The 20,514-nt window shown below is 67.5% G+C and carries 12 protein-coding genes and 2 tRNA genes; 7 read left to right on the plus strand and 7 right to left on the minus strand.

Going from position 1 to position 20,514, the window contains the following annotated elements; translation table 11 throughout:
• Window positions 1-19 precede the first annotated feature (19 nt).
• On the minus strand, window positions 20-1,525 hold the full coding sequence (locus tag W5W_RS0109165) for a chloride channel protein (protein ID WP_008734271.1): 1,506 nt from the start codon (window positions 1,523-1,525) through the stop codon (window positions 20-22).
• Between the two features lie 111 nt (window positions 1,526-1,636).
• Window positions 1,637-3,631, minus strand: a complete 1,995-nt coding sequence (locus W5W_RS0109170; protein WP_008734274.1) for an alpha/beta hydrolase family protein — start codon at window positions 3,629-3,631, stop codon at window positions 1,637-1,639.
• Between the two features lie 262 nt (window positions 3,632-3,893).
• Here W5W_RS0109170 and dxs point away from each other — a divergent pair, with 262 nt between their 5' ends.
• From dxs to pflA, 4 genes are all read left to right on the plus strand, one after another.
• The gene (gene dxs / locus W5W_RS0109175; protein WP_232611901.1) at window positions 3,894-5,870 is read left to right on the plus strand and encodes a 1-deoxy-D-xylulose-5-phosphate synthase; all 1,977 of its coding nucleotides are present in this window, start codon (window positions 3,894-3,896) and stop codon (window positions 5,868-5,870) included.
• 330 nt (window positions 5,871-6,200) lie between these two features.
• A complete protein-coding gene (locus tag W5W_RS0109180; RefSeq protein WP_008734275.1) occupies window positions 6,201-8,327 on the plus strand; it encodes a pyruvate formate lyase family protein in 2,127 nt (708 codons plus the stop codon).
• A 61-nt stretch (window positions 8,328-8,388) separates the two neighbouring features.
• Entirely contained in the window at window positions 8,389-8,634 is a 246-nt protein-coding gene (gene grcA2, locus W5W_RS0109185) for an autonomous glycyl radical cofactor GrcA2 (RefSeq protein ID WP_008734270.1), read from the plus strand.
• Between the two features lie 21 nt (window positions 8,635-8,655).
• Window positions 8,656-9,534, plus strand: a complete 879-nt coding sequence (pflA, locus tag W5W_RS0109190; RefSeq protein WP_017195196.1) for a pyruvate formate-lyase-activating protein — start codon at window positions 8,656-8,658, stop codon at window positions 9,532-9,534.
• 161 nt (window positions 9,535-9,695) lie between these two features.
• Here the strand turns inward: pflA and W5W_RS0109195 are convergent, their stop codons facing one another.
• The 5 genes from W5W_RS0109195 to glgX form a co-directional block, all read right to left on the minus strand.
• Window positions 9,696-10,922: an HRDC domain-containing protein gene (locus W5W_RS0109195; RefSeq protein WP_269771067.1), complete on the minus strand. Its 1,227-nt coding sequence runs from the start codon at window positions 10,920-10,922 to the stop codon at window positions 9,696-9,698.
• A gap of 76 nt (window positions 10,923-10,998) precedes the next feature.
• Window positions 10,999-11,601 carry a DUF3000 domain-containing protein gene (locus W5W_RS0109200; RefSeq protein WP_008729986.1) on the minus strand — a complete coding sequence of 201 codons (603 nt, stop codon included), beginning with the start codon at window positions 11,599-11,601 and terminating at the stop codon, window positions 10,999-11,001.
• A 193-nt stretch (window positions 11,602-11,794) separates the two neighbouring features.
• Complete coding sequence (gene treZ / locus W5W_RS0109205) at window positions 11,795-13,654, minus strand: malto-oligosyltrehalose trehalohydrolase (protein WP_008730042.1); 1,860 nt, start codon at window positions 13,652-13,654, stop codon at window positions 11,795-11,797.
• Complete coding sequence (gene treY, locus W5W_RS0109210; protein WP_008730034.1) at window positions 13,651-16,302, minus strand: malto-oligosyltrehalose synthase; 2,652 nt, start codon at window positions 16,300-16,302, stop codon at window positions 13,651-13,653. The genes treZ and treY overlap by 4 nt, the downstream gene beginning before the upstream one ends.
• 18 nt (window positions 16,303-16,320) lie before the next feature.
• Window positions 16,321-18,687 (minus strand): glycogen debranching protein GlgX, encoded by a 2,367-nt coding sequence (gene glgX, locus W5W_RS0109215; protein ID WP_008730050.1) that lies wholly within the window; start codon window positions 18,685-18,687, stop codon window positions 16,321-16,323.
• A gap of 156 nt (window positions 18,688-18,843) precedes the next feature.
• On the opposite strand from glgX, the gene W5W_RS0109220 reads away from it, so the two are divergent.
• From W5W_RS0109220 to W5W_RS0109230, 3 genes are all read left to right on the plus strand, one after another.
• Window positions 18,844-18,916: transfer RNA gene (locus tag W5W_RS0109220), tRNA-Gly, on the plus strand.
• Window position 18,917: 1 nt separating this feature from the next.
• Window positions 18,918-18,989, plus strand: a tRNA-Val gene (locus tag W5W_RS0109225).
• A 238-nt stretch (window positions 18,990-19,227) separates the two neighbouring features.
• Window positions 19,228-20,475 (plus strand): carboxylate--amine ligase, encoded by a 1,248-nt coding sequence (locus W5W_RS0109230; protein WP_008730066.1) that lies wholly within the window; start codon window positions 19,228-19,230, stop codon window positions 20,473-20,475.
• Window positions 20,476-20,514 lie beyond the last annotated feature (39 nt).

Genomic DNA, 20,514 nt, shown 5'->3' on the forward strand with positions numbered 1-20,514 from the left:
TATTTTCAGTATTTCAATTTCAGTGTTTGTCAGCGCCGTCGGGATTGTCAGCGTTCGATGCCGATGATCGATCGGACGCGCTGCCCCGTGAAGTCGCATCGTCTTCCCGGTTCGAGGAACGGTGCGACTGTCGCCAATGCTCCTGGAAGCGGGCGCCGACGGAGGTCGGCGCCTGGGGATCCTCGATGCTCAGGCCGCGGCGCCGCAGCTCCTCGGTGTAGATGGTCGAGCGGGTCAGGAAGCGCCCCGTGACGGTGGACAGGGCAACGGCGAGCATGAGGGGAATCAGCAGGTTGTACTGCTCCGTCATCTCGATGATGAGGACAACGCTGGTAATCGGCGCACGGGCGGCGCCGGAGAACACGGCCCCCATCCCCACGACCCCGAAGACCGCGGCGGCCTCGGGGCGGTCAGGCGCCACGATCATGCCGAAGCATGCTCCCAGCATGCCGCCGATGAACAATGACGGGGCGAAGACGCCCCCGGGCATGCCCACAGCGAGGGTTACCGCCGTCGCGATGATCTTGGCCAGGAGCAGGCCGGCCAGGGCCAGTGCGGTGTAGCGCCCGTCCAAGGCGCGGCCGAGTATTGCCGAGGATTCGCCGTACGTCTCGGGCACCACCAGAAGGACGCCTCCGACAAGCAGTCCCCCCAGCGCCGGCCGGGCCCAATGAGGGAGCCGGAGTCGATCGGCCCCGGCGGTAGCGGCATCGGCGCTCAGGTACCGAGCGCGGGAGAAGCCCACGCCGATGAGGCCTCCCAGTATCCCCAGCAGAGCCACCCAGCCGAGCTGGGTATCGCCGGTGAGGTTCAGGGACGGCAGGGACAGCGACAGCGATACCCCCAGCAGATGGTGGGAGAGCACCGTCGAGGACACGCAGGCGAGCACCACGAAGGCGAAGGCGTCGACGGTGAAATCGATCAGCACCACTTCCATCGCGAAGAAGGCCCCTGCGAGCGGAGCGTTGAAGGCCGCCGCGATGCCGGCGGCGGTCCCGGCCGCCGCCAGCAGGCGCACCGCCCGCCGCGGAAGGCCGAGGCGCCTGCTGAACAGGCTCGTGGCGCTGGCTCCGAGTTCGGCGATCGGCCCCTCGGGTCCCACCGAGCCCCCGCCGCCTATGGTCAGCGCCGCCGAGACCACAGTCGCCGCAGCCGGGCCCGGGGCCATGGCGCCGTCGGAGAGTCGGGACGACCACAGGACCCCCGACACTCCATGCCCCGTCGGGGCGCGGCCCCAGCGCATCATGAGGGGGCCGATCATGATGCCCGACAGAACCGGCGCAACCACGAGGAACCACCTGCCCAACCCGGACAGCGCGCCGGTACTGGGCCCCAGGGACAATGTGTAGTCCTGCGCCCCGGTCAGGAACCTGGTCCAGGCGTCAATTCCCAGGCGGAACAGGACGGCGCCCGCTCCCGAGGCGAGGCCGACTGCGATTGCCAGCATGAACAGGCCGCTGCGGTGGTCGCGCAGCAGTCCCAGAAGAGCGCTGCGAAGGCGCGCGCAGGCGGGCCGTGTGGTCATGGATGTGGTTGGTGTGCTTGTGCGGTGGTCGGGAATTCTTGAAGACGCCTGTCGCAGCGGGGATCTACAGCGGCGGGGAGGGCGAGGGAGAAGCCGGACGGGAATGAGGGCTCACAGGTTCTCCACATGCATCGCGATCGAGTCCTCCTCCGGGAGCTCCAGGCCCCATACCTGGCTGTAGAAGTTCAGCTCGGCGCGCAGAGCACGGTGAATATTCGACGCCAGGCGCAGCCCGTGCCCCTCGCCGTGGAAGACCTCGAGCGCCACTGGCAGGCCCTTGGCCCTGACGGCGTTGTACATGGTCGTCGCCTGGTCGGCCGGCACGATCGGATCCTCGCTGCCCTGCAGGAGCAGCAGCGGGGCGTGGATGTCGTCGATGTGGTGCAGCGGTGAGCGCTCCGCGAGCACTGGCGCGTCGGCGCCCTCCGCGCCCACGAGCGTGCCGATGTAGCGGCGCTCGAACTTGTGCGTGGTACGAGTCAGCAGGGCCAGGTCCGCCACACCGTACAAGGAGGTGCCGGCGCTGAACACGGTGGAACGGGTGAGCGCCACCAGACCTGTGAAACCGCCGGCGGAGGCGCCGCGCACGGCGATGCGAGCAGGGTCGACCTCGCCGGAGGCGGCGAGGAACTCGGCGCCCGCGATGACGTCATCGGCGTCGTAGACGCCCCAGTGGCCGTCGAGCGCGTGCCGGTAGTGGGTGCCGTAGCCGGTCGAGCCCCGGTAGTTGACGTCCAGGTAGGCGAAACCGCGGCTCGTCCAGTACTGGATGTTCAGGTCGTAACCGGGACGGGCCGCCGCCGTCGGGCCGCCATGGACGTTGACGATCAGCGGGGGCAGCTCGTCGTCGGGGCCGGTGTGGGATGCCGACGATGGCGGGTAGAAGAAGCCGTGCGCGGTAGCGTCCGCGCTGGTCGGCCACTCCACGGGCGTGGGCAGAGAGATTCCAATGGCCTCCGCCGCGAACTCGCCAGAGTTTCGCAGCACGTCGATGCCGCCGTCGCGCACCTCGATGATCGCGGGCAGCTCCATCTCATTGTTGGCCAGCATGACGACCCGCCCCGCGGATGAGGCGACGTTGCCCAACGGCTGCCAGCCGATGTTCCACTCCTCCAGCTCGCCGTTCGAGAGCCTGATCGTGCCGAGGTGCCATATGCCGTTGCGCGCCCAGGAGGCGATGAGGTGCTCGCCGTCGAGGATGTCGTAGTGGTGGGGGCCCAGCTCCCAGGCGGGCGAGGTGAAGGTGGCCTCGACGGGGTGCAGCGGGCGCGTGCGCAGCCCGGTCGTCCAGCCCTCGCGAGTGGTGCCGCGGCGCGGGAAACCCTCAGTGCGGTACAGATTGGAGAAGCCCGAGGCGTTGGAGATATGCACCAATTCGCATTCCTCGGTCCAGCGGGGCTCGGAGACGGCACCGCTGTCGGCGATGACCGTCTGCTCGCCGATACGGCCGTCGGGCAGAAGATCCCCCACGTGCAGGGTCGTGCTCTCCCACGGCATGCTCGGGTGGTCCCAGGTGATCCAGGCCAGGTGCTCGCCGTCGGGGGACAGGGTCGGGGAGGTGACGAAGTCCGTCCCGGACATGATTGTGATCACCGGGGCGTCCTCGCGCGCTGCTGAGCCGTCGAGCGGGATGGCCACCAGCGAGTTCACGGCCTCGCCGTCACCGCGGTGGTCCTCGCGCACTGCGTAGACCAGGCCGCGCGCGGTGTCGATCTCGAGGTCGCCGTGGCGCACGTCGCCGTAGATCGTCAAGGGCACCAGGCCGCGCATGCGATGGGCGACGTCATAGCGGTACAGGCGCCCGTCACCGGCGTGGGACACGACGATGATTCCGGAGTCCACGGCGTAGGCCCGGCCGCCGTACTCGTGCACACGGGTGTGCACATCGACGAGCTCGTCGGAGGGGGTCAGGGGGAGGATCTCCCCGACTGAGCCGTCCCCGCCCCGGCGCAGCAGGACGTTGCGGCCGGCCTGCGAGGCGCGCTGCTCCACCCAGTAGGTGTCCGCACCGTCCACGCGCACCTGTGACAGGCGCACCGTCCGAGTGGTGATGGTGCCGGGCGTGATGGGGGACGGCCAGGTCCCGAACGGAGCCGTGGTGCTCATGGTTCCTCCTGAGTGCGGTACGGCGGGGCGCGGCGCGCAGCGCCACACCGCCCAACCCTACGTGCTTGCGATCGGCCACAGCGAGGCCTCCGCGAAGGCGTCCAGCGCCTATGCTGAAGTGCTGCGTCACATGCTGCCCGCGGCCTCGTGCAGGCTTGGGTCGAGAGGGCCGAGCAGGCCAAGTGGGCCGAGTAGGCCGAGTAGGCCGAGACAGGGGCGGGCATGAGCGCGCAGCAGGACCAGGATCGGGAGGAAAGCGCTGATGAGTAGAGAGACAGTGCCCGCGGGCGCCGGTGAGGCCGGCGTGGCGCTGCCCCACACGCCGTTGCTCAACTCGATTGCACGGCCCACTGACTTGGACCGGCTCACCAGTGAGGATCTGGTCACTCTGGCGGGAGAGATCCGCCGTTACCTCGTCGCCACGGTCGCCCGCACCGGGGGCCACCTCGGCCCCAATCTCGGTGTCGTCGAGCTGACCCTGGCGCTGCACCGCACCTTCCGCTCCCCGCGCGACACCATCGTCTTCGACACCGGTCACCAGGCCTATGTCCACAAACTGCTCACCGGAAGGCAGGATTTCACCCACCTGCGCGAGCGCGATGGCCTGTCCGGGTATCCGGCTCGCAGCGAGTCGGTGCACGACGTCGTGGAGAACTCCCACGCATCCACATCCTTGTCGTGGGCCGATGGCATCGCCCGCGCCAACCATCTTCAGGGGCACGAGGACTGCCATGTGGTGGCTGTGATCGGGGACGGTGCCCTGACCGGCGGGATGGCCTGGGAGGCCCTGGACAACATCGCCGATTCCTCCGACAAGCACCTGGTCGTTGTCGTCAACGACAACGGGCGCTCCTACGCCCCCACCATCGGAGGACTGGCCCACCACCTCGATGCACTGCGCACCAACCCCGGCTACGAGCGGATGCTGGCCGGGGTCAAGCGCACGCTGCTCACCCAGGGGGCGCCCGGGCGCGCCGCCTTCGATGCGCTGCACGGACTCAAGCGGGGGCTCAAGGACGTCCTGGTCCCCTCGGCCTTCTTCGAGGACCTCGGCATCAAGTACACCGGACCGGTTGACGGGCACGACGAGACGGCCCTGGAGTTCGCCCTCACGCGGGCGCGGGAGTATGCGGATCCGGTCATCGTCCATGTCATCACGGAGAAGGGGAGGGGCTACACCCCCGCTGAGGAGGACGTCGTCGATCGTTTCCACGCCGTCGGGCGCATCCACCCCGAGACGGGACTGCCGATCGTGCCCTCGCGCTTCGGGTGGACCTCTGTCTTCGCCGAGGAGATCCTGGAACTGGCTCGAGCGGATGAGCGCATCGTCGCAGTGACCGCCGCCATGCAGCAGCCGGTCGGCCTGCAGCCGATGGCGGATGCTCTGCCCGACAGGGTCATCGACGTCGGTATCGCCGAGCAGCACGCGCTGACCGCCAGTGCCGGCATGGCCTTCGCCGGCCTCCATCCCGTGGTGGCCCTGTACGCAACCTTCCTCAATCGGGCCTTCGACCAGGTTCTCATGGACGTCGGCCTGCACCACGCGGGAGTCACGATCGTGCTCGACCGAGCCGGGCTGACCGGGACCGATGGCGCCAGCCATAACGGCATGTGGGACATGGCGCTGCTGTCCCACGTGCCCGGGCTGCGTCTGGCCGCGCCGCGCGACGAGACGACCCTGCGCGAGGATCTGCGCACTGCTGCGGCCACCTCCGATGGGCCCACCGTGCTGCGCTATCCCAAAGGCGCACTGCCCGAGCGCGCCCCCGCTCTGCGGGTGATGGGGCCGCCGAATGACCCCTTCGAGGCGGTCGATGTGCTGATGGAGGCCGATGACGACGGGCCGGGGGAGCGGCGCCTGCTTCTGGTGGCCGTCGGCGCCATGACGCCTGCCGTTCTGGCGGCCGGACGCGATCTGGCCGACGAGGGGCGAGCGGTCGCGGTGGTGGCTCCGCGCTGGGTCGTGCCGATTCCGAGGGCCTTGGTGGAGACGGCGCGGTCCTTCGACGGAGTCGTCGTCGTGGAGGACGGACTGGTCGACGGCGGCATCGGCTCGCAGCTGCGAGATGCGCTCGAGGACAATGCGGCTGAGACCGGTCGGCGCTGCCCGGTCGTGGCGCGCGTGGGTGTGCCGCGCCGGTTCCTGGGCACCGCGAGCCGCAAGCAGCTTCTGGCCGATTTCGGCATGGATACCGAGGGAATCGCCGCCACTGCTCGGCGCCTTCTGAGCGCTGTCTGAGAGGGGTGCACCGTGGGACGCCTGTCCTATTGATGCGATAACCAGCAGTTCTGTGTGAGTGGGGAAATCTTGTGTGCGGGCCGGTAAGTCCCGTGTTCGATATGCGGGATCGCCCGACATTCAAGTAGGACCAAGGTCCTCATTGTTTGATGTGCGGCCTATGCGTGTGAGTGATCCCACCGGTCTTGTGAACGAGGGGCTCCCACTGCTGTCGAGGACCGCCTACTCTGGTCGGGACGGCGCAATGATGTACCGCCACGCCTCACAAGGGCGCTGAACAACCGGGTGGCTCCGGCCACCCACCTATAGGCCACCTACAGGAGGGCACGGATGACCACTGAGGTCACAGCATCCGCCACAGCGACAGCGGAGGACAGCACCAGCCGCGATGCGTGGGAGGGCTTCGTCACCGGGCCGTGGACCGAGGACATCGACGTCCGCGACTTCATCCAGCGCAACTACACCCCTTACGACGGAGACGCGTCGTTCCTCGCGGACGCGACGGACAAGACCCTGCGCCTGTGGGACGTCCTGGAGAAGGACTACCTCTCCGAGGAGCGCAAGGTCCGCATTCTCGACGTCGATACCCACACCCCTGCCGACATCGACGCCTTCCCCGCCGGATACATCAGCGAGGATGACGACGTCATCGTCGGCCTGCAGACCGACTCCCCGCTGCGTCGAGCCATGATGCCCAACGGTGGCTGGCGCATGGTGGAGACCGCGATCAAGGAAGCGGGCAAGGAGGTCGAACCCGAGGTCAAGAAGATCTTCACCCGCTACCGCAAGACTCACAACGATGCCGTCTTCGACATCTACACGCCGCGCATCCGCGCGGCGCGCTCCAGCCACATCATCACCGGTCTGCCCGACGCCTATGGCCGCGGCCGCATTATCGGCGATTACCGCCGCGTGGCCCTCTACGGCGTCGACCTCCTCATCGAGGAGAAGCAGCGGGCCAAGGACTCGGTGGCGGACAAGCCCTTCTCCGAGCACTGGGCGCGCTTCCGCGAGGAGCACTCCGAGCAGATCAAGGCCCTCAAGAAGCTCAAGGCCATGGCCGCCTCCTACGGCTACGACATCTCCGGCCCCGCCAGGAACGCCCACGAAGCCGTGCAGTGGACCTACTTCGCCTACCTGGCCTCGGTGAAGTCCCAGGACGGTGCCGCCATGAGCATCGGGCGCCTGTCCGGCTTCCTCGACATCTACTTCGAGCGCGATCTGCGAGACGGCGTCATCGACGAGACCCGTGCTCAGGAGCTCATCGACAACATCGTCATGAAGCTGCGCATCACGCGCTTCCTTCGCACGATCGACTACGACCAGATCTTCTCCGGAGACCCCTACTGGGCCACCTGGTCGGACGCCGGATTCGGCGAGGACGGCCGCGCTCTGGTCACCAAGACCTCCTTCCGCCTCCTGCAGACCCTGCGCAACCTCGGCCCCGCTCCGGAGCCGAACATCACGATCTTCTGGGACGAGAACCTGCCGCAGGGATACAAGGACTTCTGCGCCCTGATCTCGATCACGACCTCCTCCATCCAGTACGAGGCCGACGAGCAGATCCGTGAGCACTGGGGCGATGACGCGGCCATCGCCTGCTGCGTATCCCCGATGCGGGTGGGCAAGCAGATGCAGTTCTTCGGCGCCCGCGTCAACTCCGCCAAGGCCCTGCTCTACGCCATCAACGGCGGCCGCGACGAGATGAGCGGCAAGCAGGTCGTCACCGGCCTGCCCGGCATCGAGGGCGACGGGCCCCTGGACTTCGACGAGGTCTGGGACAAGTACGAGAAGATGCTCGACTGGGTGGTGGCCACCTACGTCGAGGCCCTCAACATCATCCACTACTGCCACGACCGCTATGCGTATGAGGCGATCGAGATGGCGCTGCACGACTCGGAGATCGTGCGCACCATGGGCTGCGGCATCGCCGGGCTGTCCATCGTGGCCGACTCCCTGAGCGCCATCAAGTACGCCAAGGTGACTCCCGTGCGCGACGAGACCGGCCTGGTGGTCGATTACATCACCGAGGGCGACTTCCCGATCTACGGCAACGACGACGACCGCGCCGACGACATCGCCGCCACCGTGGTTCACACGGTCATGTCGAAGATCAAGGAGCAGCCCTTCTACCGCGACGCGATCCCGACTCAGTCCGTTCTCACGATCACCTCCAACGTCGTCTACGGCAAGGCCACCGGCTCCTTCCCCTCCGGCCACCAGAAGGGCACGCCCTTCTCCCCGGGCGCCAACCCGGAGAACGGCATGGACACTCACGGCATGGTCGCCTCCATGCTCTCCGTCGGCAAGCTCGACTACAACGACGCCCTCGACGGCATCTCGCTGACCAACACGATCACCCCGCAGGGCCTGGGGCGCACGCTCGATGAGCGCGTGGCCAACCTCGTGGGCGTTCTCGACGCCGGCTTCGTGCCGGATGACTGCGCCGAGATCTGATCGACGGTCTCCCAACGACTCTCTGTCGAACACATCTCTCATCACTAGAAAGGGGCCGATCATGGCCACATACGAAGAGCGCCTCGCCTCGATGAAGGCGCAGCGTCAGGACAACGGGGGCGTCAAGGGCCTGTACCACGCCAACATCAACGTCCTGGACCGCAACACTCTTGAGGACGCGATGGAGCACCCGGAGAACTACCCGAACCTGACGGTTCGCGTCTCCGGCTACGCCGTCAACTTCGTCAAGCTCACGCGCGAGCAGCAGCTGGACGTCCTCAACCGCACCTTCCACGCCGGCGCCTGAGCCGATCGGTGCTGGACTCAGATGACTGAGACCATCACCCCCGTGGCGCTGGGCGGCCGGGACCAGGACTTCCTGGCCCCGGCCGCCCGCCTGCGCGGGGCCGGAATCGGTGGACTCGAGGAGCTGAACGACTTACAGCGCTCGGAGCGGCTCGCCCGGATGCGCGACGGGTCGCTCGGTTCCATCCACTCCTGGGAGCTGGTCACCGCGGTGGACGGACCGGGTACGAGGATGACGGTCTTCCTCAACGGCTGCCCACTGCGATGCCTCTACTGCCACAATCCCGACACCTTCCTCATGAGGGACGGGGAGCCGGTGGAGGCCTCCGAGCTCCTGCGCCGTATGAGGCGGTACCGGGGGGTGTTCCGCGCCTCCAAGGGCGGCATCACGCTCTCAGGCGGGGAAGTGCTCATGCAGCCCGCCTTCGCGGGCAGGCTCCTGGCCGGGGCGAAGAAGATGGGGATCCACACCTGCATCGACACCTCCGGCTACCTGGGCGCCAACTGCACCGATGACATGCTCGACAACATCGACTTGGTTCTTCTTGACGTCAAGAGCGGGAACGAAGAGACCTATAAGAAGGTGACGGGGCGCGAGCTCGCCCCCACGATCGCCTTCGGGGATCGACTGGCGGCCAGAGGCATCGAGATCTGGGTGCGTTTCGTTCTGGTCCCGGGACTGACCGACGACCCCGTTAACGTGGAGAACGTTGCCGGTATTATCGAGCAGTGGGGCAGCAGCGTCACCCGTGTGGAAGTCCTGCCCTTCCACCAGATGGGTGCCGACAAATGGACATCCCTGGGCCTGAACTACCGCTTGCGCGAGACCTCCCCTCCCGATCCCGAGCTCGTGGAATCGACTCGGGCCATTTTCCGGTCCCACGGCTTCACGGTTCATTAACAGGAGTAACCAGACGCGCAGAGGCGCGGGCTGCGGCATCCCTGCCATCCCTGTGCACTACTCCCGATGCACCAGTGGCGTATCAGTCCCGTATCAGGCCCATGGTGCGATCCGGTCGCACGCGGTGGGCGGCAGGCCGGGCGTTCCGGCTCGATGAGCAGTCAGGCCACGGCTTCTGCAAGAGCCCTGCTGAGAGCCGGCCCCACCTGATCGATCTGCCAGGGACGCGCCTCCAGGGCCGCGAGCCGTTCAGCCACAGTCTCGGTGGTGATCGCGATCTGATCATCGGACGCATGGGCTCGGCCGAGGTCCCAGGCCAGGCGGCGCTGCGAATCGGGGGCCAGAAGCAGTTCCTGCGGCAGGCGCAGCTCGTCGGCGCGTGAGCGGACTGTCGAGCGCACGACGTCGAGCATGCGCGCAGCCTCTCCATGGTGCCGCCCCCACGAGCGCGGCTGTGGAAGCTCGCCGTCCGGCAGGGGGGCGTGAACGGGCGGCAACTCGCTGTCCGGCAGGTTCATGGCGCGGTCGATAGCCTTCCACCACTGTTCCTGGTGCTGGCGGGCCTGGCGGGAGGAGAACTCCTTGAGGGCGGCGAGCTTGCGGCGCGACGTCGGGCGGGCTACCGCCGCCGCGATCAAAGCGTGGTGTGACAAGACCTTGGACGGCGTGCGATCCAGTTCGGCTGCCAGTTGCTCGCGCGCGGTCCACAGTTCGCGGAGCACGGCCAACGATCGTCTACTCCGCACGGCTCGTCCGGCGCGCGGCGTCTTCCGCCACGGATCGACTCTGGCCGGTCGCGGCGGACGAGTTCGCTCGAACTCGAATTCCTGCGCGGCCCATTCCGCTTTTCCGACTGCCGCGAGTTCCGCGCCGAGGGCTTGACGCAACTCGGCGAGCAGCTCAACATCGAGCGCCGCGTAAACCAACCAGGATTCCGGTAGCGGGCGGACGGACCAGTCGGCGGCGGCGTGATCTTTGGCGAGCCGCAGGCCCAGTGTCTCTTCTATGACCGCGCCGAGGCCGACGTGCGCTCGCCCGAGCAGCCGTGCGGCCAGCTCCGTGTCGAACAACGAGCGCGATGTCAGGCCGAGGCTGGTGAGGCACGGCAGGTCCTGATCTGCCGCGTGCAGAATCCACTCCGGTCCGTCGAGCACTCGGGCCAGTGAATCCAGAGGCCCCGTTGCGAGCGGGTCGATCAGCACAGTGCCACTGCCCGCACGCCGCAGTTGGATGAGATAAGCGTCCTGGCCGTAGCGGAATCCCGAAGCGCGCTCGGCATCGACGGCAATGGGGCCCGTGCCCGCGGCCAGAGCCTCCACGGCCCGCCGAAGCGCCTCGGGCGAATCGGTTACCGGAGGCAGACCATCGCGCGGGGACGTGTACGCCACGACATCTTGGGGGGAGATCGGAGAGTCGGTGGTCCCTGGCACAGGGGCCGGATCGGGGGCCAAAGGGCTCACTGGGTCACCGCACCACGCTCGTGAGCTCGATGGGCGTAGCGATCTCGGGCTCATGTCCGGCAGCGACGTGGATCAGCTCGTACCACGCCTCCAAGTGCGGTGTGAGGTCCGGGGTGGTGGGGCTCCAGGAGGCGCGGATCTCGGCGTGCGCGCACGCGTCGTTGAGCTCGAGTCCGCCGAAGGTCTCGGAGAGCACCCGGGTGACTGTCCCGACCAGCGCCCGGTATCCCGCGCCCGCCCCATCCAGGGCATCGGTCAGCCAGGACCATGCCGCGGATCCGAGGAGAGGGTCGGTGCCGACCTCCTCATCAAGGCGAGAGCGCGCCATGACGACCAATCGGAAATCGCCATCCCAGGCCTCCTGGCCGGCGGGATCGTGCAGCACCACGAATCTGCCGGAGGCTATCGGGGCGTCGGAGTGGGTTTCGACTGTCTCGGCCGAGAGCGCTGCTGCATAGGGCGCGAGCCTGCGTGGCGCAGGAACCTCGTCCAGCACGAGGCCTCTGGGTCTGGAGGCGTGGCGCATGGACAGCAGTGCCTCGGCGAAGCGGTCGGGAACGGCGGGCTTGGGGTCATGCGGGGAACCCGTGGGGGAAGAGTCGGTCACCTCGCCAGGCTACCGGTGCAGACCGGTGATACCCGCTGCCACGCCGAAAGTAAGATTATCCATGACGGCAGATCCGATCTGGACAGGATCGATCACTTCGTTACCGAGGGTTTACCGCTGCAGGGCTCCATGGACGCGCAGGGCGCGCAAGACCGCGCTAAGACAAGGAGAACGACGGCGGAACGGCGCCCTGTCAGGGACGACGCGTCAGAACTGCCGTGTCTCCCGCGCGCAGGACCGAACCTTCGAGAGACGATCCCAACCACGACAGGGCCAGGTCGAGCTCGTCCGCGTCCGGTACGAGTGCCTTGAGATCTGCACCGCCCGATCCGCCTGCCGGCATGAGGCTGGCCACGACGACCAGCTCGACGTCGGCACGACCAGTGCCCGCAGGAATAGTGAGGATGACTACATCACCGGTGTCCTGCAGGCTGGGCCATTGGCCGCGCTCGCCAAGACCGAGCCTGCGCCGCAGGGCGATGAGATCCTGGTACCAGGAGAGCATACGGGCGTGAATCGGCTGAAGCGGCTCGCTCCAGTCGAGCACCGAGGCCGTCACGGTGGAACTGTCCTGCGGATCGGGCACCTCATCGGCATCCCAGCCGAAGGAGGCGAACTCATCGCGGCGTCCCTGTGTCACCGCCTGCGCTAGTTCCGTCTCCGAATGATCGGTGAAGAACTGGAAGGGGCGTCGAGTACCCCACTCCTCGCCCATGAACAGCATGGGGGTGAAGGGCGACAGCAGGATCAGTGCGGCCTCTGCCGCCAGCAGGTCATCGCTCAGTGAGGCGGCCGGGCGGTCGCCAGTGGCGCGGTTGCCGACCTGGTCGTGGTCGGAATCGAAGACGACGAAGCGCCTCGGATCCGTTCCGGCCGGGACGGGCGCGCCCCAGTTGCGGCCGCGGAAGGAGGACCAGCTCCCGTCGTGGAGGAAAGCGTGCTCGTAGACGCGGCTGAGGGCCTGAGGAGCCGCGAAATCCGCGTAGTAGCCCTGGGACTCGCCGGTGATCCGCGCGTGCAGGGCATGATGAACGTCGTCCGTCCACTGGGCGGTCATGCCGAGGCTGGGCATGCGGAACGGCGGTTCGGCGTGCGTGGGTGTGATGACTCCAGCGTCATTGAGATCCGACTCGGCCACCAGCGACAGGGGGCGGCCGAGTCGCTCCGAGAGCTCTCCGACGGCATCGGACAGTTCGGCCAGCAGGTGCGGGTGCGGATCGACGGCGGTGGCGCGGTCGGCGTCGTCGCGGATTTCGTGGATGGCGTCCAGCCGCAGCGCGTCGATGTGGAAGTCTGTCAGCCAGCGCAGGGCGGAGTCGATGATGAACGCGCGCACCTGCTCGCAGCCGGGCTGGTCGTAGTTGATCGCCGAGCCCCACGGCGTCTCGTGCACCTCGGTGAAGTACGGGCCGAAGCGGCCCAGATAGTTGCCCGAGGGGCCCAGGTGGTTGTAGACGACGTCGAGGCACACGCCGATGCCGGCGTTGTGCGCGGCGTCAACGAAACGGGCCAGCGACTCGGGCCCGCCGTAGGCCTCGTGGACCGCCCATAGGTCGACGCCGTCGTAGCCCCAGCCCGCCCGGCCGGGGAAGCCCGCAACCGGCATGAGTTCGATGATGTCCACTCCGAGTGCTGCCAGGTGGTCGAGGCGCTGCGCGGCGGAGTCCAAGGTGCCCTCCGGGGTGAACGTCCCCGCATGGAGCTCGTAGATGACGGCGCCGAGAAGGTCGCGACCCCGCCAGTGGTTGTCCGTCCAGCGCACCTGGGAGGTGTCGAAGACTCTGGACGGCCCGTGGACGCCGTGCGGCTGCCAGGCGGTGCGCGGATCGGGCAGGTCATCGCCGTCATCCAAGCGGTAGGCGTAGTCGGTGCCGGTGGGCAGGGAGCGGGGGCTCACCCACCAGCCGCCCTCGCGCGCTTCCATCGGCACCACCTCGTCCGTGACGGGCAGGTGAAGACTGACGCGAGCCGCCTGGGGGGCCCATACCGGTACATCCGGGCCGACCGGAAGGGCCGGGGAGCGCCATGCGGAGGCCTTCTCTCGAGGGCTCATGCTGCGCCTCCTCCGGCTTCTCGCTCTGCTCGGTCTTCCCGGGTGTCTGCTCGCCCGGCTTGTCGGTCGCGGGCCAGCACAACGACGGGAAGGTCTCCGACCACGTCCGCCAGGCGCTGCGCTCCGCCGTCGATGGATTGCTCCGTGAGCACCTCGGTCCATTGACCATCGGGAAGGACCACGCTCTCCTCGCGCCAGCCCCCCAGTCGCCGAAGGCGGCGGCCCAGACGGCGCACGATGACCACGACATCGGGCTCCTCGTCGAGTAGACGGGCGTATGCGAAGGCGTGAGAGGTCGTCACCGGGACCGTGCGATAGCCCGAGCGCGGTCCGACGAACGTATCCGGGCGCTCGGCGCGCAGTTGGGCGAGGCGGTGAGTCAGCCGCAGCTTCTCCTGGTCGAGTGTGCGCGGCGAGCTGCCGGCGGAGTCCTGGGACAGCATGGCGCGCAGGCCGCCTTCGCCGTCGTAGTCCACTGCTCTGCGGTTATCCGGATCGACCAGGCTCGTGCGGGTCAGTTCGCTGCCCTGGTAGATATCCGCCACTCCGAGCCAGGTCAGTGTCATGGCCTTGTTCGCCAGAATGATGGAGGAGACATCTTTGGCGGTCAGCGCGGCGAATGCGTTCAGCTCATTCGCCGTGTCCGGATCGGTCAGCAGATGCGTCGCGTAATCGGTCAGGCCCTGTTCGCGGTCGATGTCGGGGGCGGACCATGTGGTCCAGCCCTTCTGCTCGCGCGAGGCCTTGATGAGGTAGGCGGTCAGTCGTTCGGCCGTCATGGGATCGTCGGAGTCCGGGGCCCATGTGCCCCATAGGGTCTGCCACAGGAGATTCTCGGTACGTCCGTCCAGATCTGTGGGGCGCGCGTCCTCAGTGGACGCGCGCAGCCGGCGGACCATATCGGTCCACTCTTCGGCGTAAGAGGCCAGTACGTCGAGACGGGCTCGCACGTCCTCCCCGCGCTTGGTGTCGTGTGTCGTGGAGGTCACCATGGTGCACGGCCATAGATCCTGGACCCGGTCCGCCCAGGCATGAGCCTCGTCTGCGCCGAGAGCGAAGCCGCTGGGGTCCCCGCCGACTTCGGTCAGGCTGGTCAGGTGAGTCCACCGGTAGAAGGCCGTGTCCTCCACGCCCTTGGCGGTCACCGCCCCGCAGACCTGCTGGAAGCGGATAACCGCCTCGGTGCGCAGCGGCGAGGCGGTCAGGCCCTCGGAACCGACCGGTTCGCCGAGCAGGAGCGCGACAACCATGTCGAGGGTCTCGCTCTGGTCCGCTTCCAGGCGAGAGCGGGCGCGTTCGGCGTCGGCGTGCAGCACCGCCGCCTGATCGGGGTCCGCGGCCTGCCCGGGGCGGACGTAGGCGCGATAGCGCTGCGCGGCGATGAGCAGCTCGACGACGCACGCGCGCAAGTCGTGCAGGGTGTGATCGCGCAGGCGCACATCCTGCACGGTGAGCTCGTCCAGCAGGCGCGCGAGGCGATTGACTTCTGCTGCCAGGGAGCCATTGATGACCTCCCGCTTGGCCTGCTCGACGACGCGCTCGTAGTCGATCGGCCCCTGTCCGGTCAGTTCATGCATGAGACCCCCGAGCCTGGTGGCGCCTCCCTGGTCGACCTGCAGCTGGTCGATGCGCCAGGAAGCGCCATAACCCGTGGTGCCGGCGACATGCCAGCCGACTGGCAGGGGCTCATCGGGGGCGAGAATCTTCTCCGCGACGATCCAGGCCCCGTCGGTGGCCTCCCACAGCTGGTTGAGATAACCGGTGGGATCCGCCAGACCGTCGGGGTGGTCCACGCGGAGGGCATCGACCGTTCCCGTGCGCAGCAGATCGAGGACGAGTTCGTGAGAGCCGGCGAAGACCTCGGGCTCCTCCACCCGGATCGCGGCGAGGGTGCCGACATCGAAGAATCGGCGGTAATTGGTCTCCGCGTCTCCGACCTTCCAGTAGGCGAGCCGATAGTGCTGGCGTCCCACCAGTACATGCATCGGCAAGGACTGGGTGCCCTCGGCGACGGGGAATACGTGGTCGAAGTACCGCAGTACCCACTGCTCGCCGCGTTCGGGCTCGGTGGGCACGATCATTCGCTCCAGGACGAGCTGCTCGTCGGCGAGCACCTTGCCGATGCGGGCGCCGAGCACCGGCATGAGGATGGGCGCCTCAATGGGCACGTCGAACCAGGAGGCGTAGGGGGAGTCCGGGCCGTCGCGCAGGACGGACCACAGCGGCAGGTTGTGCCATGCGGGAGTGGGCACCGCCATGTGGTTGGGCACGATGTCCAGGACCAGGCCCATTCCCGCCTTGTGGACATCGGCGGCGAGACGTTCGAGCCCGGCTCGTCCGCCCATGGCCTCGCTGATGCGGGTGTGGTCGACTACGTCGTAGCCGTGCGTCGACCCCGGAGCGGCGGCCAGCACGGGGGAGAGGTAGACATCGGTGACGCCGAGATCGCGCAGGTAGGGCACCAGGCGGCGGGCGTCGTCGAAAGTGAGCGTACTGCCCATCTGGAGTCGGTAGGTCGTCACCGGAGTGCGGCGTCCTTGAGCGGGCACGTGCCCTGACCAGGGTGCGTATCCCTCGGGCGCGGGTGCCGACTCGAGCGTTGTCGAGATCTCGCTGTCCTGCTGACTTGGCTCGGTCATCGTGTCCATCCCCTTCGCAGGTGTTGGTCAGGCAGTGCCCGTCTCCGGGGCCGACGTCAGGAACAACATGGAGCGGGCCTCAACGGTCACCTGCTCACCGGCGTCGAGCGAATCATGGGGTTCGCTGTCCACGGCGGGAGCGGTGTCGAGAGCCACTGTCCAGTGCTCGCTGTCGCCGAGACCCGGAAGCGTGAAAGCGATGTCCTCCTCGCTGGCGTTGATCAGTACGAGGAAGGAGTCGTCGGTGACGCGGTGCCCCTGCTCGTCGGGCTCGGCGATGGCTTCGCCGTTGAGGAAGACCGTCATGGCGCGGGCGTACCACGTGCCCCAGTCCTGATCGGTCATGCGCTCGCCGGATGGGCGCAGCCACTCGATCTCGCCCAGCTCGGACTCGCCGCCGTGCGAGGCGGCGCCCGAGAAGAAACGCCGCCGCCGCAGGACCGGATGGTCGCGGCGCAACCACACCATGGTCCGCGTGAAGTTCAGTAGATCGCGGTCCTCCTCATCAAGGTCCCAGTCGATCCAGGAGATCTCATTGTCCTGGCAGTAGGCGTTGTTGTTGCCGCCCTGGGTGCGTCCCAGCTCATCGCCGTGGCAGATCATCGGAACGCCCTGGCTGAACAGGATGGTGGCCAGGAAGTTGCGCGTTTGGCGCTTGCGCAAAGAGATGACCCCGGGGTCGTCCGTGGGCCCCTCGACGCCGCAGTTCCACGAGCGGTTGTCATTGGCGCCATCCCGGTTGTCCTCCAGGTTGGCCTCATTGTGCTTCTCGTTGTACGACACCAGGTCGGCCATGGTGAAGCCATCGTGGGCGGTGACGAAGTTGATGCTGGCCACCGGGGTGCGGCCGGAATGCTGGTACAGGTCGGAGGAGCCGGTGATGCGCGATGCGAACTCTCCCAGGGTGGAGGGCTCCCCGCGCCAGAAGTCGCGCACCGTGTCGCGGTAGGTCCCGTTCCATTCGCTCCACAGGGGAGGGAATCCGCCCACGTTGTAGCCGCCCTCGCCCACATCCCAGGGCTCGGCGATGAGCTTGGTCTGCGACAGGATCGGATCCTGGTGGATGATGTCGAAGAAGGCCGAGAGCTTGTCGACCTCGTGGAACTGGCGCGCCAGAGTCGATGCCAGGTCGAAGCGGAAGCCATCGACGTGCATCTCGGTGACCCAGTAGCGCAGGGAGTCCATGATGAGTTGGAGAACCGCCGGAGAACGCATGAGCAGCGAGTTGCCGGTGCCCGTGGTGTCGAAGTAGTGAGCCTGGTCGCCATCGACGAGCCGGTAGTAGGCGAGGTTGTCCAGCCCTCGGAAGGACAGGGTCGGCCCCATGTGGTTGCCCTCGGCGGTGTGGTTGTAGACGACGTCGAGGATCACCTCGATATCGGCCTCGTGGAAGGCCTTGACCATCCCCTTGAACTCCTGGACCTGCTGGCCGCCGGCGCTGTAGGCGGCGTATCCGTTGTGGGGCGCGAAGAAGCCGATCGTGTTGTATCCCCAGTAGTTCGACAGGCCCTTGTCCTGCAGGTAGGTGTCGTTGACGAACTGGTGCACGGGCATGAGCTCGATGGCGGTGATGCCGAGCTCCTTGAGGTGGTCGATGACCGCGGGCTGAGCCAGACCCGCGTAGGTGCCGCGCAACTCCTCGGGGACGAGCGGGTGAAGCTGGGTCATGCCCTTGACATGGGCCTCGTAGATGATCGTGTTGTGGTACTCGTGCGCCGGCGGGCGATCATGGCCCCAGTCGAAGTACGGGGAGATGACGACCGAGCGCATGGTGGCGTCGGCGGAATCCTCCTGATTGCGCACCGAGGCGTCGTTGAAGTCGTAGGAGTACAGGGACTGCGACGCCGTGACGTGCCCGGAGATCGCCTTGGCGTACGGGTCCAGCAGCAGCTTGGAGGAGTCGCAGCGCAGGCCACGGTCAGGGTCGTAGGGGCCGTGGACGCGGTATCCGTAGATCTGACCGGGCTGGACCGTGGGCAGATAGGTGTGCCATACATCCGCGTCCACCTCCGTCAACTCGATCCGGGTCTCGGCGCCGGCCTCGTCGAAGAGGCACAGCTGAACCCGCTCGGCGACGGAGGAGAACACCGCGAAGTTCGTGCCCGAGCCGTCGTAGGTCGCGCCCAGCGGATAGGGCTGCCCCGGCCAGGCTGTCAGCGTCTGCGCGGCGGGGGCGTCCGCGGCGTCGGGAGCGGTATCGGGGGTTCCAGGAACTGCGGCCTCCGAGGGGGCGGAGGCAGGGGCGGCAGCGGCCGCAGTGGTCTCGGCGTCAGTGCTGGTGACGCTGGCGCTGGTGGCGCTGCCGGCGTTCTGAGCGCTGGCTGTGGCGTCGGTGGCGTCGGTGGCCGTGGGCCCTGGGTTGTCGGGTGCTGTGGTCGGCATGTCAGACGGCATAGGGACACTTTGCCACGGGCGCACCCTCCCGCGCCGCAGCATGAAGCATGCTGAGCTCAGGTCACAGCACGGGGGATGGGATCGATTTGGTCTGCCGGCCGTGCTCTGCTACCTTTCCTCCCGCATCGATCACTGGCTGGGTGCCGGTGATGGCATGCGGATGTGGCTCAGTTGGTAGAGCATCACCTTGCCAAGGTGAGGGTCGCGGGTTCGAGTCCCGTCATCCGCTCGGGCGATTGGCGCAGCGGTAGCGCGCTTCCCTGACACGGAAGAGGTCACTGGTTCGATCCCAGTATCGCCCACTCGATCTGCCGGCCCGGGACATTGTGTTCCGGGCTTTCGTTACGGCTGCCCGTTGTGAGTCGCTGTGCTGTACGTTGGCCATACGTTGCTGCACGTCGGCCGTGTCGGATGCCGATTACTCACCAATCGATTTCTTCCGCCTCCTTCGATCGCCTCAACTGCCATCTCGACCACCTCGAACATGCTGCCCATGCTGCCGCGGCCCGTGCCCGGGCTCGGCCGGACTTAGGAGAACACGTGGCCCTCTCAGCGCGCACGCCCTCGCGCCCCGACCTGCTTCCCGTGGTGATCGGCGGGGACATCGGAGGCTATGCGCTGGCCCGACAGCTCCACGATGCCACCGGGCAGCGTGTGACGCTCCTGTCGCCCAGCCCGATCGAGGCGATCGCCCTGTCGAGCTACATCGACGTCATTCATCAGGACTCGCGTGATGAGCCCGGGATGGTCGCGCGCCTGCGCGAACTGGTCGCCGGTCGGGCGGAGCGCAGTGCCGTGGTCATCGGCAATCGCGATTCGACGGCCCAGTTCCTCATCGCGCACCGGAATGAGCTCGAGCCGGAGTACGTCGTGCCCTTCCCGAGCGCCGAGGCCATGAACGCCCTGAGCGACAAGGTCGCCTTCGCCGAGGCCTGTGCGGAGCAGGGCCTGCGCACCCCGCGACAGGTCGTCGTGGACTGCTCCGAGCTCGCAGACGGCGACCCTCAGATCGATATTCCCTTCCCATTGGTGGGCAAGGCCGCCGTCGGCGCGGACTGGGACGCCGTCGAGTTCCCCGGTCAGCGCAAGATCTACTTCATCGACACCCCCGAAGAGCTCGCCTCGCTGTGGTCGGACCTGCGCAGCGCCGGCTATCAGTCCACCTTCCTCATTCAGGAGCGGATCCCCGGCGAGGATGACGCCATGCGTTCGGTGACCGCGTACATGGCCTCCAACGGTGAGATGACGATGATCGGTTCGGCGCGCGTCCTCCTGGAGGATCACACGCCCACCCTCATCGGCAACCCCGTGGCCATGATCACCGAGCCCTTCCCCGAGCTCTGGGAGGGTGCGGAGAAGCTGCTTACATCCGTGGGCTACCGCGGTTTCGCGAACTTCGACGTCAAGATCGATCCGCGGGGCGGCGACCCGGTCTACTTCGAGCTCAACCCCCGCATCGGGCGAAACTCCTTCTATATGAGTGCTGCGGGCGTCAATCCCATGGTCGTCATGATCCGCGACCTGATCGACGGGCGTCCCGGGCCGCGTCGAGAAGCGGAGAAAGAAGTCCTCTACAGCCTCCTTCCGCGTCATCTCGTGCTCCACCAGGTCGATGATCCTGCGCTGCGGCGACGTGTCCTACGGCTCGCGGCGCGTGCGGTCGACCCGTTGCTCGATCCCGCGGAGCGATCCTTGCGCCGTCGTCTGCTCGTCAGCGCCCAGAAACTCAACCATGACCGGAAGTTCCACCGGTACCACCCGCGACCGCTGCGCCTGCGGCTGCGCTGAGCATCCGCGCCTGCCCGGTCGCGCCCGGCAGCGGGAGTT

It is taken from the genome of Actinomyces massiliensis 4401292 (assembly GCF_000269805.1).
In the GTDB taxonomy this organism is placed as follows: Bacteria; Actinomycetota; Actinomycetes; order Actinomycetales; family Actinomycetaceae; genus Actinomyces; species Actinomyces massiliensis.